The organism is Achromobacter sp. FW305-C-28 (assembly GCF_058783235.1).
In genome coordinates this window covers 22,441-39,949 of sequence record NZ_JBYSYL010000002.1, presented here as the reverse complement: position 1 = coordinate 39,949, position 17,509 = coordinate 22,441, and the positions used below count along the sequence as shown (strand labels likewise).

The following is a 17,509-nucleotide window of genomic DNA, read 5'->3' as shown; positions in this document are numbered from 1 at the left end:
GCACCGCTCGTGCAGGGCCGCTTTGCGGGAAGCTGCCGGGCTGAAGCGCTGGACGCAATATTGCACTGACCGTCTGAATCCACAATCGCTAAAAACGGGGGGATCACCTGGCGACTTCACCAGGGCTCACCCCTCATCCGACGGGTGAGCCGCATTGAGCATTTCCTCAAGTGCCAAGGCCTCTTCGGTACTCAACAGGTAAATGGGATTGCCCCCGCCCTGGCCAGCTGCCCAATCCGCGTACTCGCCAGCCCTTCCGTTCGGGGCCGACACCCGATCACAGTAGTCAAGGCGCCCCTCGTAATAGCAGACCCAGACACCCCAATCGCCCACTTCGTAACGCGCTTCGCCCTTGTAGGGAACAGGCCCTTGCGCCGCGATGGCTATCTCTCGTCGTATGGCGCGCCGAAAATGCGCCGCGACCTCCTGCGCTGACAAGGTCTTCATGTCTTGCGTTGGCTCCTTGGTTGGCCGTCAATAATGCCTTGAATCCGTTCAGATGACGAATACAACGCGACACCTTGTCAGGTGCACTTTGCTCAGAAATCCATCTCCAGCGCGCTCTGGCAAGCGATTGACGCACTCAACTTCCGCCGGTCGTTTCCGGGCAGTTTCTTCAGGCAATCTCAGATCCGCTCGGCGCTGTTGTCGCGACGTGATCCCATTGATCGAAAGCCGACGTAACGGCAATCAGAAAAACTCATCCAGCAGGCAATAGAACGCCATGCGTTCGCGGTCGGGTTCCACGCCGTATTCACGGAAGAATGGCGCCACCCATGCTTGCCCGAGATTGCGCGCGATGCTTCGTGCGGTCAGTGCAAGATCCTGGTATCTGTCACTGACGCCTAAGCGGCCGCAGTCGATGAAGCCCGTGAAATCGCTTCCGGCTGCCATGAAATTGGGCAGGCAGGCGTCGCCGTGGGTCACGACTGGATCACAGGCCAGCGGACGCGTCGACAACAGCTCCACCAGCACATCCGAAGCGCGCTGCCCTTGGCGTTCATCGTCAAAATCCGTTTCGTCGACGAGTCCCAGGCGCACACGATTGCTGGCGACAGCGATACGTTCTTCCAAGAGGTGGTGGAACGGACACATTGCGATCGGCACCTCGTGGAGACGACGGAGTGCCTTCGCCAGAACATCCACGATTTGAGCGGAAGGCAGGTCATCCGCACTGGCCAGATCACGCCCGGGAACGGCAGTCATGAGCAGCCAGTGGCGGTTATTCTCCGATGTAAAACCGACCACGGTCGGCCCCGGCAGGTCCAGCCGCCGCAGCCACTGAAGGCGTTCAACTTCGCCAGGAAGCTCGCTCGACAACCCCATGGGTTCGGACTTCAGGAATAGTGCTTGCCCGTCATCGCAATGGATGCGAAAGACTTCCGCGCCGGATTCTCCAATGACTTGTCGTTCGATGACCGCGCCAGCCAGTCTTTGTTGCCACACTTGCGGGATATGCATGTTGTCCACGTGTTGTTTTCCAGCGGAATCTACGTTGCGCGCAGCCGTCTATCGCCGACGCCCTCGTGTTTCAGCGGCGCCGCCCCCCGGCCAAACTTATCCCGATATGCCGCGGGACTCGTCAGCACGATACGCCTGAAGTGCCTGCGCATCGATTCCTCCGACCCAAACCCCGCCAGCTCCGCAATCCGTCCAATCGGCAAGGCCGTCTGCGCTTCCAGCATGTCTCGCGCCGCTGCCACGCGTTCACGCACCAGCCATTCATACGGCGCCATGCCGGTGGCATCGTGGAATTGCCGTTGCAGCGTGCGCGGGCTCATCGCCGCGCGTTCCGCCAGCGAACGCAGCGTGTGCGGCAAGGCGGGATGCTGACGCATCCAGTCCATCAGCCTGGTCAGGCGTCCGCTGTCGTCCAGGGGCATGGGGCGCGGCACGAACTGCGCCTGACCGCCTTCCCGGTGCGGCGCCACCACCAGCCGCTGCGCGACCCGGTTGGCCACGGCGCCGCCGTAATCGCGCCGTACCAGGTGCAGCAGCATGTCCAGCCCCGCGGCGGACCCCGCCGACGTGATGATCCGGCCTTCGTCTATATATAAGGCGTCCGGCTCGACCCGCACGTTCGGATAGCGCCGCTGCAGCGCGGCGGCGTAGCGCCAGTGGGTGGTCACGGTCTTGCCGTCCAGCACGCCGGCCGCGGCCAGCACGAACACGCCCGAGCAGATCGAGCACAGCCGCGCCCCGCGCTGGTAGGCCCTGCGGATGCGCTTGAGCAGTGGCTCGGGCGGCAATTCGTCGGCGTCGCGCCAGCCGGGCACCACGATCGTATCGGCGCGATCCAGCATCTTCAGTGTGTAAGGGGCAGCGACCGTGATGCCGCCTGCGGCCCGCAGCGGGCCCGGTTCGCTGGCGCAGACGGCGAAGCGATACCAGTCGACGCCGAGCTCCGGGCGTTCCAGCGCGAACAGCTCGGTGACGCAGCCGAATTCGAAGGTGCAGAGCCGGTCGTAAGCCAGCGCAACGACAAGATGATTAGCCATGGCGTGATGTTACCGAAGAATGGCATTTACGCCACTACTGTCAATGGCGGCCGTCGGCCAGAATGACGTCACAGGAATCGGGTTTCCAGGCCCTTGTTCATCGAACCCTTCACGCAGAGCTCAACCATGTCGACCCCCAACGCCGTCACCGCCATCCCCGCCGCCCACAGCGAAACTGCGCTTGCCCATTTTCGTGCGGCGATGCAGTTCGAGACCGATTGTTCCGACGTTTCCAGCGCGCTGGCCAGCGGCGCACCGGGTTTCGTGCTGCTGGATGTGCGCAGCCCGGCGCTGTATGCGCACGGCCACGTGCCGGGCGCGCTGAATCTGCCGCACGGCAAGATCGTCGAGTCCAAACTCGTGGACTACCCGGCGGATACGCTGTTTGTGACGTACTGCGCCGGGCCGCACTGCAACGGCGCGACGCGGGGCGCGATACGGTTTGCCCAGCTGGGGCGGCCGGTGAAGGTGATGATCGGCGGGATTACCGGGTGGCTCGATGAAGGCTTCGCACTGGAGACGGGCGTTGCGGCGCATCGCAGTGAAACCGCTCAGCCGGGTTGATGGCCCGGCGCGGGACGACGATCCGGGCAGGGGCGGGTTGCGTCGGCTACCCGCGCACCACGCTGCGAAACGCGGCGGAAAGCGCGGCCAGCGCGTCCTGCGTGCGGGCATCCTGGCTTCGGGTGTGAAGCATGACGGGCAGAGACGGCAATTCGGGCAGCCCGAGTTTCGCGCCGATATCCACGGCGCCGAATGGCAGCATCCTCGGCGCCAGCGCGGCTACGCCCAGTCCCGCCATGACCGCCGCCGCGACGGCCGCCACGCCGCCGCCGACAAAGACTTCTCGCCAGGGAACGTGCGCGGCATCCAGAAGACTGGCGGCCAGCGCACGAACCCCGCAGGGCTCTGCCAGGGTCGCAAGCGGCAGGGGTTCGTCGGCCCGGTATTGCCAGCCCGGCGCGGCGAACCAGCCCAGTTTTTCTTCGGTAATCAGGGTCCCATCGCTGCGGCCGGCATTCAAACGGACAATGACCGTGTCGAGTTCGCGACGGTCGAAGCTTTGCAGCAGGTCGCCGGACGAGCCGATCCGGATGTCGATCAACAACTCGGGATCTTGCGCGTTCATGCGGGCGATCAGCGCAGGCAGTTCCGGTCCCGCAACGTGATCGCTGATGCCGACCGTGATGCGTTGCCGAGCGCTGGAAAATGCCGCCAGGGCGCGGTCATGGGCCGCCAGCAGTTCACGCGCATGTTCAAGAAACATTGCCCCGCTTGCGGATAGCTCGACATACCGGGGCGTGCGCTCGATCAGCCGGGTATCCAGCCGGTCTTCCAGCCGCTTGAGCTTCAGGCTGATGCCGGCCTGCGTCGTCTGCATTGCCTCGGCCGCCCGGGTAAAGCTTCCCAGCTCTACGATGCGGACGAAGGCCTTCACGGCATCGAGGTCAAGCGAATGCGCAGTCATTTCAGATATTTATCGTTGAAATAAACATCCATAGCTTATCAGAATGATTAGTATGGAGCGGCCCAACCTAAGGAGAGCCCCAACATGCCACTCGTTCATATCTCAATGCGCACCGGAAAGAGCGACGCCTACAGACAGGCCATCTTCGACAGCGTCTATCGCGCGCTGCGTGACACCTTCAACGTTCCCGAAGACGACCAGTTCATGACCATTACCCAACATGACGCGGCGGACTTCCGCTATGGCAAGTCGTACCTGGGCGTTGCGCGTAGCGATGACCTGGTGTTCATCCAGATCACCGCCAACAACACCCGCACCCTGGAACAAAAGAAGGCGCTGTTTGCGCGGACGGCGGAACTGCTCGCCGAAAGCCCAGGCATTCGCCCTGAGGACGTGTTCGTGAATCTGGTGGAGGTGGCGAAAGAGAATTGGTCGATGGGCAATGGCCTCGCGCAATATGCCTGATCACCTGCCCGCTACTCCCCCATCGAAAACCCCTGCTCGCGCAAGAACTTTGCCACGATCGGCTTCCACTTCTGCGGCGAATGGGTAAACAGGCTATGCCCGTTCTCGCCATCCGGCCCCATCGGCACAAACGTGGCGTGGCCGCCTGCCTGGTTGTAGGCGGCGACCCACTGCTTGGGCCAGTCGGCACCCCAGTACAGGTCGTTTTCGGTGTAGATCCATAGCATCGGCAGGCGAGTCGACTGGCCATAGGCGGCGTAGGTGGCCTGCAACCGATCCGGCCCGCAAGGCTTGCCGGGCGATCGCACGGGGTCGCCGCCTGCCCCGCCTGCGAAGTTGATGGCGGCCTTGACCCCGGGGGGATTCTGGGCCGCCAGCGCCACAGTGGAGCCTCCGCCCACCGACTGGCCCATCACGACGATGCGCGAGGCGTCCACGTCCGGGCGTTGCGACATTGCCTGCACCACCTGGCTGATCTGGCTGGCGGCCCGGTCGAACATGGGGGTGAAGCGCCGGTCGCCGCAGGGGCCGCTGTTTTCCAGGTCGGGGCCGCCGGTAGCGCCGTAGCCCAGGCGCACCGGCACGGCCACCACGAAGCCCGCGTTCGCGAAGAATTGCGAGGCCGCCGTATAGCGCGCCCGGCCCAGCTTGGCCCGGCCGACCGGGTCGCCCGCCCGGCCATGGTTGATGACGATCAGCGGATGCTTGCCGGCACCGGCGGGCGTGAACACGGTCACCACCAGATCGCCCGAGGCCATGCCGCCGTTTTCCAGCGCGACCTTGACGGGGACTTTCTGGATGCTTTCGTTGGCGGCCTGCCTGGGCGGCGGCGCGGCGCAGGCCGTCAGCAGACCCACGCTTGCGATCATTGCGATTCTTGTCAAAGCACCCATGTAGACCCTCGTCGTGAACAGGCTCGTCGCCCGGGTAGCGGCAAGACTACTCCCGCCGCGGCCGGATCGCCATTACCGTGAACCCGCCCCGCCGATTCATTCCACTTCAGACTTATTCCATGAAAATTACTTGTTTGTCGTGATCAACGACCGGGCCTAGGATGGCTGGCAACGCCAACGATTCCACGAAAAAGACATTGCCATGACCGCCCCCATTCCCGCCTTTGCCCACAGCCTCGTCCAGCGCGACGAGCGCGGCGTGTACACCTTGCAGATCCACGATGCCAAGAGCCTGAATATCCTGGCCACGCCCGTCACCCTGGGCCTGACCGAGGCCGTGCGCTGGATCGCCGCGCAGCCCGACGCCCGCGCGCTGGTCATCCGCGGCAGCGGCGACAAGGCCTTCGTCGGCGGCGCCAACATCTATGAAATGGCCGAACTGGACCCGGCCGGCGGCCGCGCCTTCATCACCAACCTGCGCCGCCTGTGCGACGCCGTGCGCGACGTGCCGGTGCCCACCATTGCCCGCCTGCCCGGCTTCTGCCTGGGCGCCGGCATGGAACTGGCCGCGGCCTGCGACATCCGCCTGGGGTCGCGCGATGGCGTGTTCGGCATGCCGGAAGTGCATGTCGGCATTCCGTCGGTCATCCACGCCGTGCTGCTGCCCGCCCTGATCGGTCCGGGTGCCACGAACTGGCTGCTGCTGACCGGTGCCACCGTCGACGCCGACCAGGCGCTGCGCTGGGGCTTCCTGCAATTCCTGTGCGAACCTGGCGCCGAGGCGCTGGACGCCCTGGTGGAACGCACCGTCGGCCCCATCGCCGCCAGCGGACCGCTGGCCGTGCGTTCGCAAAAGGCGCTGCTGCGCTATTGGGAAACGTCCACCCTTGAAGCCGGGCTGGACCGCAGCGTCGACGCCTTCGGCAACGCCTTCACTACCGACGAGCCGCGCCGTCACATGGCGCCCTTCCTGGCGCGCAAGCGCGCCCCGGAGGCGCAATGACCGCCGCCCCGGCCACCGGCCCGCTGGCCGGCGTGCGGGTGGTGGACATGACCTCGGTCGGCATGGGCCCGTACGCCACGCAGATCCTGGGCGACATGGGGGCCGACGTCATCAAGGTCGAGTCCCCGGACGGCGACGTGTTCCGGGCCTCGGTGCCGGCCGCCTCGCCCGGCATGGGCGCGGTGTACCTGAACCTGAACCGCAACAAGCGCAGCGTCACGCTGGACGCCAAGCAGCCCGACGACCGCCAGCGCCTGCTGGAACTGGTCGACGGCGCCGACGTGTTCATCTCGAACGTGCGGCCGCGCGCGCTGGCGCGGGCGGGGCTGGACGCCGCCAGCCTCTGCGCCCGCAACCCGAGGCTGATCTACTGTTCGGCGGTGGGTTTTGGCCAGGATGGGCCGTACGCCGCGCAGCCCGCCTTCGACGACATCATCCAGGCCATGAGCGGCCTGGCCGACCTGCAAGGCCGCAACAGCGGTGCGCCCGCCTATATCAACACCATCATGGCCGACAAGGTGGCCGGGCTGACCCTGGCCTATGCGATTCCGATGGCGCTGTACGAACGCGAGAAGTCCGGGCGCGGCCAGGCCATCGAGGTGCCCATGTTCGAGACGCTGGTGTCGTTCACGCTGATCGAGCATATGGGCGGACGCACCTTCGACCCGCCGCGCGGCGACATGGGCTACCGCCGGGTACTGTCGCCCGAACGCCGGCCCTACCGCACCCTGGACGGCCATCTGGCGCTGCTGCCCTATACGGATGCGCAATGGCAGCGCTTCTTTGCGCTGGCCGGGCGTGCCGACCTGGCCGCCGACCCACGCTACGCCAGTCCGCCCGCCCGCGCCCGCCACTTCGATGCGCTGTACGCCGACCTGGCCGCCATCGTGGCCTTGCGCACCACGGACGACTGGTTGGCGCGGCTGGCCGATGCCGACATCCCGCATTCCCGGGTCAATACGCCCGACGCCCTGTTCGACGACCCGCACCTGGCCGCCACGGGCTTTTTCCAGCAGGTCGAGCACCCCACCGAGGGCACCCTGACGGCCACGTCCATTCCGGTGCGTTTTTCGCGTACGCCGGGGTCGATTCGCAGCCTGGCGCCACGCCAGGACGCGGATCGGGATATGCTGGGTCGGCAATAGGCCTGCCGGGGTGCGACGACATCTGCCGCCCCCGGCCCGCCGCAAGCGTATCCCCTGCCCGCCCCGACCATGAATATCACTTTGAAGCAGTTGCGCGCGTTCTGCGCGCTGTATGAATTGCGCAGCTTCACGGCCGCCGCCCGCGCGGCCTTCATCACGCAATCGGCCGTCAGCAAGCTGTGCGCCGAACTGGAAGCCGAGGTCGGCCAGCCGCTGTTCGAGCGATCGACCCGCAGCGTCACGCCATGCGAAGGGGCGGCCGACTTCTACGCCTATGCCCAGGAAATCCTGGGCACCGTGCGCGCCGCCGAACGCAGCATGTCCGGCATGCGGGCGTTGGAGCGCGGCACGGTGGGCGTGGCCTGCTCGCCGATGATGATGGTGGGCCTCTTGGGCAACGTGATCGCGCGCTACCACCGCAGCCATCCGGGCGTGAAGCTGGACCTGTTCGAGCTGAACACGGACGAAACCATCGAACACGTGCGCCACGGCCACGCCGACTTCGGCATCGTGTCCACCGAGATCGCAGGCGACGGCCTGGCCGCCCGGGTGATCTACCGCGACGCGATGCACGCCGTCTGCGCCCCCGACCACCCGCTGGCGCGCAAGAAAAGCGTGCGCTGGGCCGACCTGGCCGCGTATGAACACATCACCCTGCGCAACGTCTACAGCGTGCGCCGCGCCGTGGACCGCATCAGTGGCGAACTGGATCTGCAGTTTCGCTCGGGCATCGAGGCCGGCATGCTGACATCGGTACTGAACCTGGTGCGCGCCGGCGTGGGCATCACCGTGGTGCCCGGCTACGTCTGCGCCTTTGCCCGCCAGTTGGGCCTGCGCACCGCACCTATTGGCGGTGCGGGCCAGCGTGGGCATGCGCTGTGGCTGATCCAGCGCCACAACGCCCGCCTGCCGCTGGCCGCCAGCGCCTTTCTGGCCAGCCTGGAAACGACGTTGCAGGCCCGCGAGGCCGCGCCGGATCCGACGCGGTTCGATGAGGCGCCAGACGGCGCTTCGGTCAGCGCGTCGGACAACGGCTGACATCGGCCGGCCTTGCCGCCGCGGCACCGCCGCAAGACCCGCCACTTATCGGGATACGGAATAGGTCTATGAAAATTAGTCCCTTGTTGGGATAAGCCGGGCGGCCGCATCATGGCGCAGGCCTGGACGACCCGCAGGCGATCCGGCGCGGACCACCCGCACACGGTTCGACGCACGGCCGGGCCCCAAGAAAAACACAGGAGACTTTCATGACCCCCATTGCGGACCGCAGCCACCCGCGCCTGTTCGCCGCCGCCTGCGCCCTGGCCCTGGCCGCCTTCGCCAGCGCCGCCCAGGCCGAAGACGCCTACCCCAGCAAGCCCATCACCATCGTCGTGCCGTTCTCGCCCGGCAGCGCCACCGACACCAGCGCGCGCATCCTGACCGAAAAGCTCGGCCCGCGCCTGGGCGTGCCGATCGTCATCGAGAACAAGCCCGGCGCCTCGGGCACCATCGGCTCGTCGACCGCCGCCCGCGCTACCGCCGACGGCTACACGCTAATCCTGACCAGCAGCTCGACCCACTCGGCCACGCCAGCCCTGTTTCGCAAGCTGCCCTATGACCCGACGGGCGATTTCATCCACGTCATCCGTATCGCCACCATCCCGATGATGCTGGTGGTGCGCGAAGATTCGCCCTACGACTCGGTGTCCAAGCTGGTCCAGGCAACCCGCGACAAGCCGCTGAACTACGCCTACGGCTCGCCCACCAGCCAGATCGCTGGCGCCACCTTCAACAGCGTGGCCGGTGCCGCCGCCAACGCCGTGCCCTACAAGAGCCAGCCCCCCGCCGTCACCGACCTGCTGGGCGGCCACGTCGACTACCTGTTCGCCGACCTGTCGGTCGTGACGTCGTTCATGCACAGCGGCAAGCTGCGCGGCATTGCCTTCACGGGCCAGGCGCGGTCCAAGGACTTTCCCGCGGTGCCGACGCTGGCCGAGCTGGGCTACAAGAATTTCGACCTGGTGGTGTGGGTCGGCGTGGCGGCCCCGAAAGGCACGCCTGCCCCCGTGGTCGAACGCCTGAACCGGGAAATCACGCAGATCCTGCAGGAACCCGACAGCACGACGAAATTCGAGACCCTGGGCATGCAGGTCGCGCCCAATACGCTGGCCGAACACCAGGCGTTTGCCCAATCGCAACGCCAGATCTGGACCCAACGGGCAATCGACGCGAAGATCGAGCCGCAGTAAGTCCAGTGCACGGCCTCAGCCCCTTCTGACCGGGGCGGAGGCCGCCTGCGCAAGGGGTGCCACGGCCAGCCGCAGCCCCATCGCTCGGAGGATGGCGAGCAGACTGCTCAGGGCGGGATTACCTTTGGGCGACAAGGTGCGATAAAGCTGAGTCGGATTCAGCCGAGCCTGTTCAGCCACCATCTGCATACCGCCGAAAGCCAACGCCATCTGGCGCAGCACGATAAGCAATTCTTCCTGATCTCCATCCGCGAGAATCTGATTGACCAGTTCCAGCGCAAAGGCTGGGTCATCGCGGTACATCTCGGCCATCGCCTGGTCATTAGGCTTACTTCTCATCGTCTGTTCTCCGTTGCCAATCCCGCCAGTACTCCACCGCACAAGCGATATCGGCGTCTTGCGTCCGCTTATTGCCGCCAGCCAGCAGCAGCACCAGGCGGTGTCCCGTCAATGCGTAATAAACGCGAGAACCTGGCCCCACATCGATACGCAGTTCCCAGACCCCATCACGGCAAAAGCGATGGTCGCCGAAATTGCCTTTCTCCAGCCGCATGATTCGGCGCAAGATCGCCATTTTGGCCGACGCATTCCGCAAGCCCCTGCAGCCAGACTATATAGGGATTCTTGAGCTTGTCGGCAGTGAGATAGTGATCGATCTGGTACATACAATTTTCGTCAATAAACGAATTTCAGTCAAGTTGGCATGGCCCACGTGCCATCGCTCGCCAACATAGAGCACCCTTGTCTTAGTTGCTAAGAGAAGAGAGAGCATTTCGTCACTGACGCCCGCCCCTCCGAACGCAGACTCGTCGAACTGAACACGAAAAAAACGGGCGCCGAAGCGCCCGTTCGTCTTGCCGGAACCGTACGATCAGAAGCGATACTGCGCCGTCGCCACCACCGTGCGCGGTTCGCCCACCAGGATCTGGCCGGCGCTGGTGGCCGAGGCGTAATAACCCTTGTCGGTGATGTTGCGCACGGCCAGGCGCCAGTCCCAGCGGCCGGTGCGATAGCCGACCAGCGCGTCCCAGGTGGCGTAGCCGGGCAGCACGGCCGAGTTGGCGTTGTCGGCGTAGCGCTGGCCGACGAAGGTCAGGCCGGTTTCGCCGTACAGGCCCTCGGCCGGCTTGTAGGTCAGGAACACGCTGCCGTTGCGCCGCGCCACGTTGTTGACGCGGTTGCCGGCCAGGCCGTTGTTGTCTTCGACGATGGCTGCGTTCTGCAGGCCGATGCCGCCGCGCAGGTACCAGTTGCCCGTCAGCCGCCCGGCCGCCGTCAGCTCGATGCCGCGCGAACGTTGCAGGCCGGTCAGCAGCACGATGGTCGGGTCCACCGGATCGGTGGTGCGGCGGTTGTAGAGCTCCAGCTGATACAGGGCCAGCGTGGTGCTCAACTGGCCGTCCAGCCAGTCGCTCTTGACGCCGACTTCGTACTGTCGCGTGTGTTCCGGGTCCAGGTCGTTGGTGTTGCCGCGCGCGTTCGGCGTGATGCCGATGGTGCCGCCGCCCGTGGGCGAGAACGTCTTGCTGTACGAGGCGTAGAAGGAATGGTCGCGCACCGGCGTCCACACCACCCCGGCGCGCGGGCTCAGGCCGTGGCTGTCGCGGTTGGCCGAGGCGTCCAGCAGGCGGTTGGTGGAATCGATGCTGAAGCGGTCCATGCGCAGGCCCAGCAGCACCTGCCAGGCGTCGTCCAGCTTGATCTGGTCCTGCACGTAGTAGCCCTGGCTCTTGACCTTGTGACGCGCGTCGCTGCTGATCGCCATGGCGCCATTGTGCTGCTGCGACAGGTCGGGGTCGTACAAGTCCAGCGACGGCACGGCCTGCGCGCCGGGGCCGCGGGTGGCGGTGGTGTAGAGCTTGGGCGAACGGTCCTGATTGGCCAGTTCGACGCCGAACAGCACACGGTGTTCGATGCTGCCGGTATGGAACAGACCTTCGGTTTCCAGGTTGTTGGTCAGGTTGCGGGTGGACAGGTCCTGCTGCCAGCGGGTGCGCGCGACCTTGCGGGTGGCGGCGTTGTAGCCCGTCAGGTAGGTGTTGTCGAACTCGCTGTCCAGCGCGAAAACGGCCAGCGTGTAGCGCAGTTGCCAGCCCGGAGCCAGCGCGTACGTCAGGCGCGAACGGAACGATTGTGCGCGGTCGTCAATGTAATCGCGGTCGGGGTTGCCGTAGACGGTGCTGCGGCCCACGTCGGCGGGGCGGCCGTTGACGCTGGGAATGCCGCGGTCGGGGGTGCGGTCGTAGCGGCTGTATTCGTATTGCACCAGCCAGTCCAGGTCAGGCGTGATGCGCCAGTTCAGCGACGGTGCGACCAGTTGGCGGGTGCCGCCGATCTTGTGGCGAAAGCTGTTGGTCTCTTCCTGGCCGATGTTCAGGCGCACGCTGACGTGGTCGGTGGGGTCGGCGCTCAGGTCGCCGTAGACACTGCGCAGGTCCCAGCTGCCGGCCTGGGCTTCGAAGGTGGATTCGCGGCCCGGCTGCGGCGCCTTGCTGACGCGGTTGACGATGCCGCCCTGGCTGCCGCGGCCATACAGCACCGCCGCCGGGCCCTTCAGCACGTCGATCCGTTCGATGTTGTGCAGGTCGCGCACGTACTGGCTGTCGTCGCGGATGCCGTCCAGGTAGAAGTCGTTGCTGGCGTCAAAGCCGCGGATGCGCAGCGAGTCAAAGCGCGTGTCCTGCGCGTTGGTGACGTTGGGTATGCCGGCCAGGGCGTCGCCCAGCGTGCGGATGCCGTAGTTCTGCAGGTTCTCGACCTTGACGCTGTCGATGGCCTGCGGCACGTAGCGGGCCGGGGTCTGGGTGCGGGTGGCGGTGGACGTTTCGGGCAGACGGGGGTCATCCGCATTGGCGCCTTCGACACTGATGGGCGCCAGCTGCGCCGGCTCGGCGGCAAGGGCAGAAAAAGGGAATGGCAAGGCAAACGCGGCGCCCAGGATCAGGGCGCGCGGAACAGGAAACGAAGACATCGCGAGCAGTATGCAGGTTTTATCGAGCCGCGATGATATCGATAATGAATCTTATTAGTAAATGAGATTATTCGCATTTAATGGGATTCCCTGATTTCTGTTGCAGCGTCACAACGAGGCCTCGTTCGCACCGCCGCAGCACGCGGCCACAAGCGTCTGCCCCCTCCTTTTGCATGAGGCCGCGGCCCCGCATCGCGGCAACGCCGATCCTCGCGAATTCGCGACGGTCCTCATCCGCATTGACGAGGCGCACGTCATCCACGTGCATGATCGGGCGCCGCCGATGCAAAGTTTTCCCAACAATCACTCGGATGTTTGCACTACAGAGAACTCTGGCCGGCCGAACGAGGTTTGCATGAGAGGGACTGGGCGCCAGCTGGTTTAGGCTGGCCCCGCAGTACTCCGACTCACCTTGATCGATTGGACGAAAGCTAATGAATCAACTCATTCATCCGGATTGCCATCCCTTCACCGCCGCAGGCACTCTGAAGCAAGTCTCCGCGTTCTACGAAGAAGGACGACGCGTCATGTGGATGATGCTGCGCGCCCAGCCGCGCCCCTGCTTTAACCATGAACTGATCGACGAAATCATGACCCTGGCGCGCGCCGCCAAGGACTCGGGCCTGCCCATCGACTTCTGGGTCACCGGTTCGCTGGTGCCGCAGATCTACAACGTGGGCGGCGACCTGAACTTCTTTGCCGAAGCCATCCGCACGGGCAAGCGCGAGGCGCTGCGCGCCTATGCGCGCGCTTGCGTGGATTGCGTGCACGCGGCCACGCGCGGCTTTGACACCGGCGCCGTGTCGCTGGCTATGATCGAAGGCACGGCCCTGGGCGGCGGCTTCGAGGCGGCGTTGGCGCACCACTTCGTGCTGGCGCAGAACAACGCCCGCATGGGCTTCCCCGAAATGGCGTTCAACCTGTTCCCCGGCATGGGCGGCTATTCGCTGGTCGCGCGGCGCTCGGGCATGAAGCTGGCCGAGGAACTGATCGGCTCGGGCGAATCGCACACCGCCGAATGGTTCCAGGCCCGCGGCCTGGTGGACGTGGTGTTCGAGCCGGGCGACGCCTACAAGGCCACCCGCACCTTCATCGACGTGATGCGGCCCAAGCTCAACGGCATGCGCGCCATGCTGCGGGCGCGCCAGCGCGTGCTGCAGCTGACGCGGTCAGAGCTGATGGACATCACCGAAGACTGGGTGGACGCCGCCTTCATGATCGACCCGAAGGACCGGGCCTATATGGAACGGCTGGTGATGGCGCAGAACCGGCGTTCGGCCGGCGGCGCCGAGACGACGCTGGACGCGACGATGCATTGAAAGGGGCAGGCCGCGGCGGGCCTGCCCGCCGCCACGCACGGCGTCAGGCGATGAGGTGCAGCCGGCGCCGCTGCGCCAGCCAGGCGGTGAATTCCGCCGCCGGCATCGGCTTGGCGTACAGGTAGCCCTGCTTGGCGTCCACGCCCAGCGTATCCAGGAAGGCGGTTTCCTCCTGGGTTTCCACGCCTTCGGCGATCACCTTCAGTTCCAGCGTGCGGGCCACGGCCACGATGGCCCGTGCCAATGCCTGCGACACCGGGTTCTCGTTCACGCCGCGCACGAAGCTGGCGTCCAGCTTGATCGCGTCCAGCGGAATGCGCGCCAGCTGCGACAGCGACGAATAGCCGGTGCCGAAGTCATCCAGGTGCACTCGCGCGCCCAGTTGGCGGAACTGCTTCATCAGCTCGATCGCGGCGACTTCGTCTTCGATCAGGCAGCTTTCGGTCAGTTCGATGTCGAGCAGGCAGGGATCCAGCCCGGCATCGCTGACCGCCCGCATGAATTCGCTGACCACGCCCTTGTCATCCAGTTGGCGCGCCGACATGTTGACGGCCACGCGCAGGTTCAGGCCATCGCGCTTCCAGGCCGCGGCCTGGCGCGCGGCCTCGCGCATCACCCAGACGCCCAATTGCGAGATCAGGCCGGATTCCTCGGCGTAGGGAATGAAGACGCTGGGGCAGATCATGCCGCGTTCCGGCGAGCGCCAGCGCAGCAAGGCTTCGACGCTGTCGACGTCGCCGCCGCGGCCGGCCAGCTTGGGCTGGTAATACAGCATCAGGTGGCCTTCGGCCAACGCCTTGCGCAGGTTGGTGTCCAGCCAGACGTAGTCGGCGTTGCGGCGGTCCATGTCGGGCTGGAACACGCGGTACGTGTGGCGGCCGGCCTCTTTGGCCACGTACATGGCGATGTCGGCGCTGCGCACCACGCTGTCCAGGTCTTCGCCGTGCTGCGGGTACATGGCGATGCCGATCGAGCAGCTGGTGTAGACCTCGATCAGCTCCTGGCGGAACGGCTCGCGCAGGCGTTCGATGATGCGCTCGGCGGTGGCTTCCAGCTGCCAGGCCTGCGCGCCTTCCTGCAGCACGATGAATTCGTCGCCGCCCAGCCGCGCCAGCGTCTGGCCCGGCGACAGGCAGCTGGAAATGGCCACTGCCACCGACTTGAGCAGGCGGTCGCCAAAGCCGTGGCCGTAGTGGTCGTTGATGCGCTTGAAATTGTCCAGGTCCAGGAACAGCACGCCGCCGCTGGCGCCCTCGCCTTCGGCCAGCGCCGCCTGCAACCGCGCCGTGATGGCGTGGCGGTTGGGCAGGTTGGTCAGCATGTCGGTGTTGGCCAGCACCCGCAGGCGCTCCTGCGCCTGGCGTTCTTCGGTGATGTCGGTGCCCGAGCAGATCAGGTAGACGCGCTTTTCGCCACTGCCGCTGGTGACGAACTTGTTGCGGAACAGGAACAGGCGCGGGCCCTTGACGGTGTTGATCAGCCGTTCGACCTCGTACGACTGGCCACGCTTGTAGAACTCGGCGATGTTGCGGCGCGAGGCCGCGGCCTCTTCGCGCGTCATGAACATGTCGAACACGCTGCGCCCGACGATGTCCTGTTCGCGCTTGCCGGTGTATTCCTCGCTGACCTTGTTGAAGCGCTGCACGCGGCCGTGCTGGTCGACGATGACGATGACCGAATTGGCTTCGGACACCACGGTCTCGGCGAACGAGAGGCCTTCGACCAGGTCGCGCGCGACCGAATCGGTATCGGTGTGGGCCGACGCGGTGCCGGCCCATTCGATGGGGTTGATCTTGCGGCCGACCAGGTGCAAACGTACCGGCTCGCCGTACAGCGAGATGTCGATACGCAGGCTTGAGGTGATGCCGGTCAGGGCGCGTATGGCTTGCGCCTGCTCGGGCTGCAGCGCCATGGCAATGTTGGTGGCGCCCTTGACGGCGGATAGTTCGATCGCATCGCTGTCGGCCGCCAGCCTCCAATACGGGCTAGGCGTACCGAAATGCAGGTACAGGATCGACTTTTCGTCCTGAGTCTCAGTCATTGGAGTCCCCCGCCGTCCTAGGAAGGCTGCAAAGAACATTACGGTGTAGTCAGTTTGGGGTCAACCACCCGGCGGACCGGCGCCGATGCTGTATTGCGGAATATTTCAATATAGTGGGCGAGTGTGCGGGCCTGCCGGACACCGGCGCTATGAATGATTCCTCAATCTATCCCAATCTTCATGTCCGTTGCGTGCTGCACCGCAATGCACGCAAACAATAACGCCGAAAATTTGTGACTATTTTTGGCATGTGGCGCAAAAACGGCATCCGGCAGACGCAACAATGCGGCCCGCCGGATGCCGGGGGGCCGCTAACGGGCGGCATCCCAGCATGCCGCCCTGTTTTCCGACAGAAGCGCCGGTTTATTCCGGCTTGACGCCGGCTTCGTCGATGACCTTGGTCCAGCGAGCCAGTTCGGCCGACACGCGGGCGCGGGCATCGGCCGGGCTGGTCCATTCGGCGATGGCGCCCTGGTTCAGCAGCGACGCCTTGACCGTGGGCTTGGCCAGGATCTTCTTCAACTCGCCATTCAGGCGGTCGATGACCGGCGCCGGGGTGTTGGCGGGCGCGACGATGCCGAACATGGAGCTGACTTCGAAGTCCTTCAGGCCGGCCTCGGCCGCGGTGGGCACATCGGGCAAGGCTTCGACGCGCTGCGGCGACGTCACCGCCAGCGCGCGCAGCTTGCCGGCCTTGATGCTGGCTTGCGAGGCCGGCACGGTTTCGATCATGCTCAGCACCTGGCCGCCCATCAGGTCGGTCATGGCCGGGCCGCTGCCCTTGTAGGGCACGTGCAGGATGTCCACGCCAGCGGCGCGCTTGAACATTTCACCGGCCAGGTGCTGCGGCGAACCGTTGCCGGCCGAGGCCATGGTGACGTAGCCCGGGCGCGACTTGGCCAGCGCAATCAGCTGCTGCAGATTATTGGCCTGCACCGTCGGGTTGACCACGAACACCAGCGGCACCGTGCCCACGATGGATACCGGCGCGAAGCTCTTTTCCACGTCGTACGTGACCCGGCCGCGGTACAGCGCGGCGTTGATGGCATGGCTGGTCAGCGCGCCCATCAGCAGCGTGTAGCCGTCGGGTTGCGCCTTGGCCACCTGGTCGGCGCCGATGTTGCCGGCCGCGCCCGCGCGGTTTTCCACGATCACCGACTGGCCCAGCGCGCCGGTCAGTTCCTGCGCCAGCACGCGGCCGATCACGTCGGTGGCGCCTCCGGGCGGGTACGGCACGATCAGGCGGATGGGCTTGTCGGGGTACGCATCGGCAGCCATCGCCGGGGTCGCGGCGCCGGCGCAGACGGCCAGCAGGGAAAGCAGCAAGGCGCGGCGGGGCCGCAGGCGCAGGTCGGACATGGGTAGGTCTCCTGCCGGGATGAGTATAGGAATGAAACGGACGCCCGGCTCGTCAACCGCGCCAGTGTAGGAGCCGACACTTGATAGATGAATCAGAATTTTTCTATCGACTGATC

Annotated in this window: 17 protein-coding genes; 7 read left to right on the top strand and 10 right to left on the bottom strand. The window is 65.6% G+C overall.

What is annotated here, in order from left to right:
• Positions 1–126 precede the first annotated feature (126 nt).
• From AC3WMR_RS05125 to ftrA, 3 genes are all read right to left on the bottom strand, one after another.
• Positions 127–447, bottom strand: coding sequence for a DUF7693 family protein (locus AC3WMR_RS05125; protein ID WP_492263905.1), 321 nt, complete (start codon positions 445–447; stop codon positions 127–129).
• A 243-nt stretch (positions 448–690) separates the two neighbouring features.
• Positions 691–1,461 (bottom strand): APH(3') family aminoglycoside O-phosphotransferase, encoded by a 771-nt coding sequence (locus AC3WMR_RS05120; protein ID WP_492263953.1) that lies wholly within the window; start codon positions 1,459–1,461, stop codon positions 691–693.
• A 29-nt stretch (positions 1,462–1,490) separates the two neighbouring features.
• A complete protein-coding gene (gene ftrA, locus AC3WMR_RS05115; RefSeq protein ID WP_492263906.1) occupies positions 1,491–2,498 on the bottom strand; it encodes a transcriptional regulator FtrA in 1,008 nt (335 codons plus the stop codon).
• 126 nt (positions 2,499–2,624) lie between these two features.
• On the opposite strand from ftrA, the gene AC3WMR_RS05110 reads away from it, so the two are divergent.
• Positions 2,625–3,062, top strand: a complete 438-nt coding sequence (locus tag AC3WMR_RS05110; protein ID WP_492263907.1) for a rhodanese-like domain-containing protein — start codon at positions 2,625–2,627, stop codon at positions 3,060–3,062.
• 46 nt (positions 3,063–3,108) lie between these two features.
• On the opposite strand, the gene AC3WMR_RS05105 is transcribed toward AC3WMR_RS05110, so the two are convergent.
• Entirely contained in the window at positions 3,109–3,966 is an 858-nt protein-coding gene (locus AC3WMR_RS05105; RefSeq protein WP_492263908.1) for a LysR family transcriptional regulator, read from the bottom strand.
• An 84-nt stretch (positions 3,967–4,050) separates the two neighbouring features.
• Here AC3WMR_RS05105 and AC3WMR_RS05100 point away from each other — a divergent pair, with 84 nt between their 5' ends.
• On the top strand, positions 4,051–4,431 hold the full coding sequence (locus AC3WMR_RS05100) for a tautomerase family protein (protein WP_175217918.1): 381 nt from the start codon (positions 4,051–4,053) through the stop codon (positions 4,429–4,431).
• 11 nt (positions 4,432–4,442) lie between these two features.
• Here AC3WMR_RS05100 and AC3WMR_RS05095 read toward each other — a convergent pair whose 3' ends face one another.
• Positions 4,443–5,300 carry a dienelactone hydrolase family protein gene (locus AC3WMR_RS05095; protein ID WP_492263909.1) on the bottom strand — a complete coding sequence of 286 codons (858 nt, stop codon included), beginning with the start codon at positions 5,298–5,300 and terminating at the stop codon, positions 4,443–4,445.
• Between the two features lie 226 nt (positions 5,301–5,526).
• Between AC3WMR_RS05095 and AC3WMR_RS05090 the strand changes: the two genes are divergently transcribed.
• The 4 genes from AC3WMR_RS05090 to AC3WMR_RS05075 all read left to right on the top strand — a co-directional run bounded on the left by AC3WMR_RS05090 (position 5,527) and on the right by AC3WMR_RS05075 (position 9,703).
• Positions 5,527–6,327, top strand: coding sequence for an enoyl-CoA hydratase (locus AC3WMR_RS05090; RefSeq protein WP_492263910.1), 801 nt, complete (start codon positions 5,527–5,529; stop codon positions 6,325–6,327).
• Positions 6,324–7,472 carry a CaiB/BaiF CoA transferase family protein gene (locus AC3WMR_RS05085; RefSeq protein ID WP_492263911.1) on the top strand — a complete coding sequence of 383 codons (1,149 nt, stop codon included), beginning with the start codon at positions 6,324–6,326 and terminating at the stop codon, positions 7,470–7,472. Before AC3WMR_RS05090 ends, AC3WMR_RS05085 begins: the two co-directional genes overlap by 4 nt.
• Before the next feature lie 69 nt (positions 7,473–7,541).
• Positions 7,542–8,510, top strand: a complete 969-nt coding sequence (locus AC3WMR_RS05080) for a LysR family transcriptional regulator (protein WP_492263912.1) — start codon at positions 7,542–7,544, stop codon at positions 8,508–8,510.
• A 209-nt stretch (positions 8,511–8,719) separates the two neighbouring features.
• Positions 8,720–9,703, top strand: coding sequence for a Bug family tripartite tricarboxylate transporter substrate binding protein (locus tag AC3WMR_RS05075; protein WP_492263913.1), 984 nt, complete (start codon positions 8,720–8,722; stop codon positions 9,701–9,703).
• Positions 9,704–9,718: 15 nt separating this feature from the next.
• Here AC3WMR_RS05075 and AC3WMR_RS05070 read toward each other — a convergent pair whose 3' ends face one another.
• The 3 genes from AC3WMR_RS05070 to AC3WMR_RS05060 all read right to left on the bottom strand — a co-directional run bounded on the left by AC3WMR_RS05070 (position 9,719) and on the right by AC3WMR_RS05060 (position 12,674).
• Positions 9,719–10,042: a helix-turn-helix domain-containing transcriptional regulator gene (locus AC3WMR_RS05070; RefSeq protein WP_492263914.1), complete on the bottom strand. Its 324-nt coding sequence runs from the start codon at positions 10,040–10,042 to the stop codon at positions 9,719–9,721.
• On the bottom strand, positions 10,032–10,277 hold the full coding sequence (locus AC3WMR_RS05065) for a type II toxin-antitoxin system RelE/ParE family toxin (RefSeq protein WP_492263915.1): 246 nt from the start codon (positions 10,275–10,277) through the stop codon (positions 10,032–10,034). The genes AC3WMR_RS05070 and AC3WMR_RS05065 overlap by 11 nt, the downstream gene beginning before the upstream one ends.
• A 297-nt stretch (positions 10,278–10,574) precedes the next feature.
• Entirely contained in the window at positions 10,575–12,674 is a 2,100-nt protein-coding gene (locus tag AC3WMR_RS05060; RefSeq protein WP_492263916.1) for a TonB-dependent receptor, read from the bottom strand.
• 434 nt (positions 12,675–13,108) lie between these two features.
• Between AC3WMR_RS05060 and AC3WMR_RS05055 the strand changes: the two genes are divergently transcribed.
• Positions 13,109–13,993 carry a crotonase/enoyl-CoA hydratase family protein gene (locus AC3WMR_RS05055; protein ID WP_492263917.1) on the top strand — a complete coding sequence of 295 codons (885 nt, stop codon included), beginning with the start codon at positions 13,109–13,111 and terminating at the stop codon, positions 13,991–13,993.
• 43 nt (positions 13,994–14,036) lie between these two features.
• Here the strand turns inward: AC3WMR_RS05055 and pdeR are convergent, their stop codons facing one another.
• Positions 14,037–16,034: a cyclic di-GMP phosphodiesterase gene (gene pdeR, locus AC3WMR_RS05050; RefSeq protein WP_492263918.1), complete on the bottom strand. Its 1,998-nt coding sequence runs from the start codon at positions 16,032–16,034 to the stop codon at positions 14,037–14,039.
• A 363-nt stretch (positions 16,035–16,397) separates the two neighbouring features.
• Positions 16,398–17,393, bottom strand: a complete 996-nt coding sequence (locus AC3WMR_RS05045; RefSeq protein ID WP_492263919.1) for a Bug family tripartite tricarboxylate transporter substrate binding protein — start codon at positions 17,391–17,393, stop codon at positions 16,398–16,400.
• Positions 17,394–17,509: the final 116 nt, after the last annotated feature.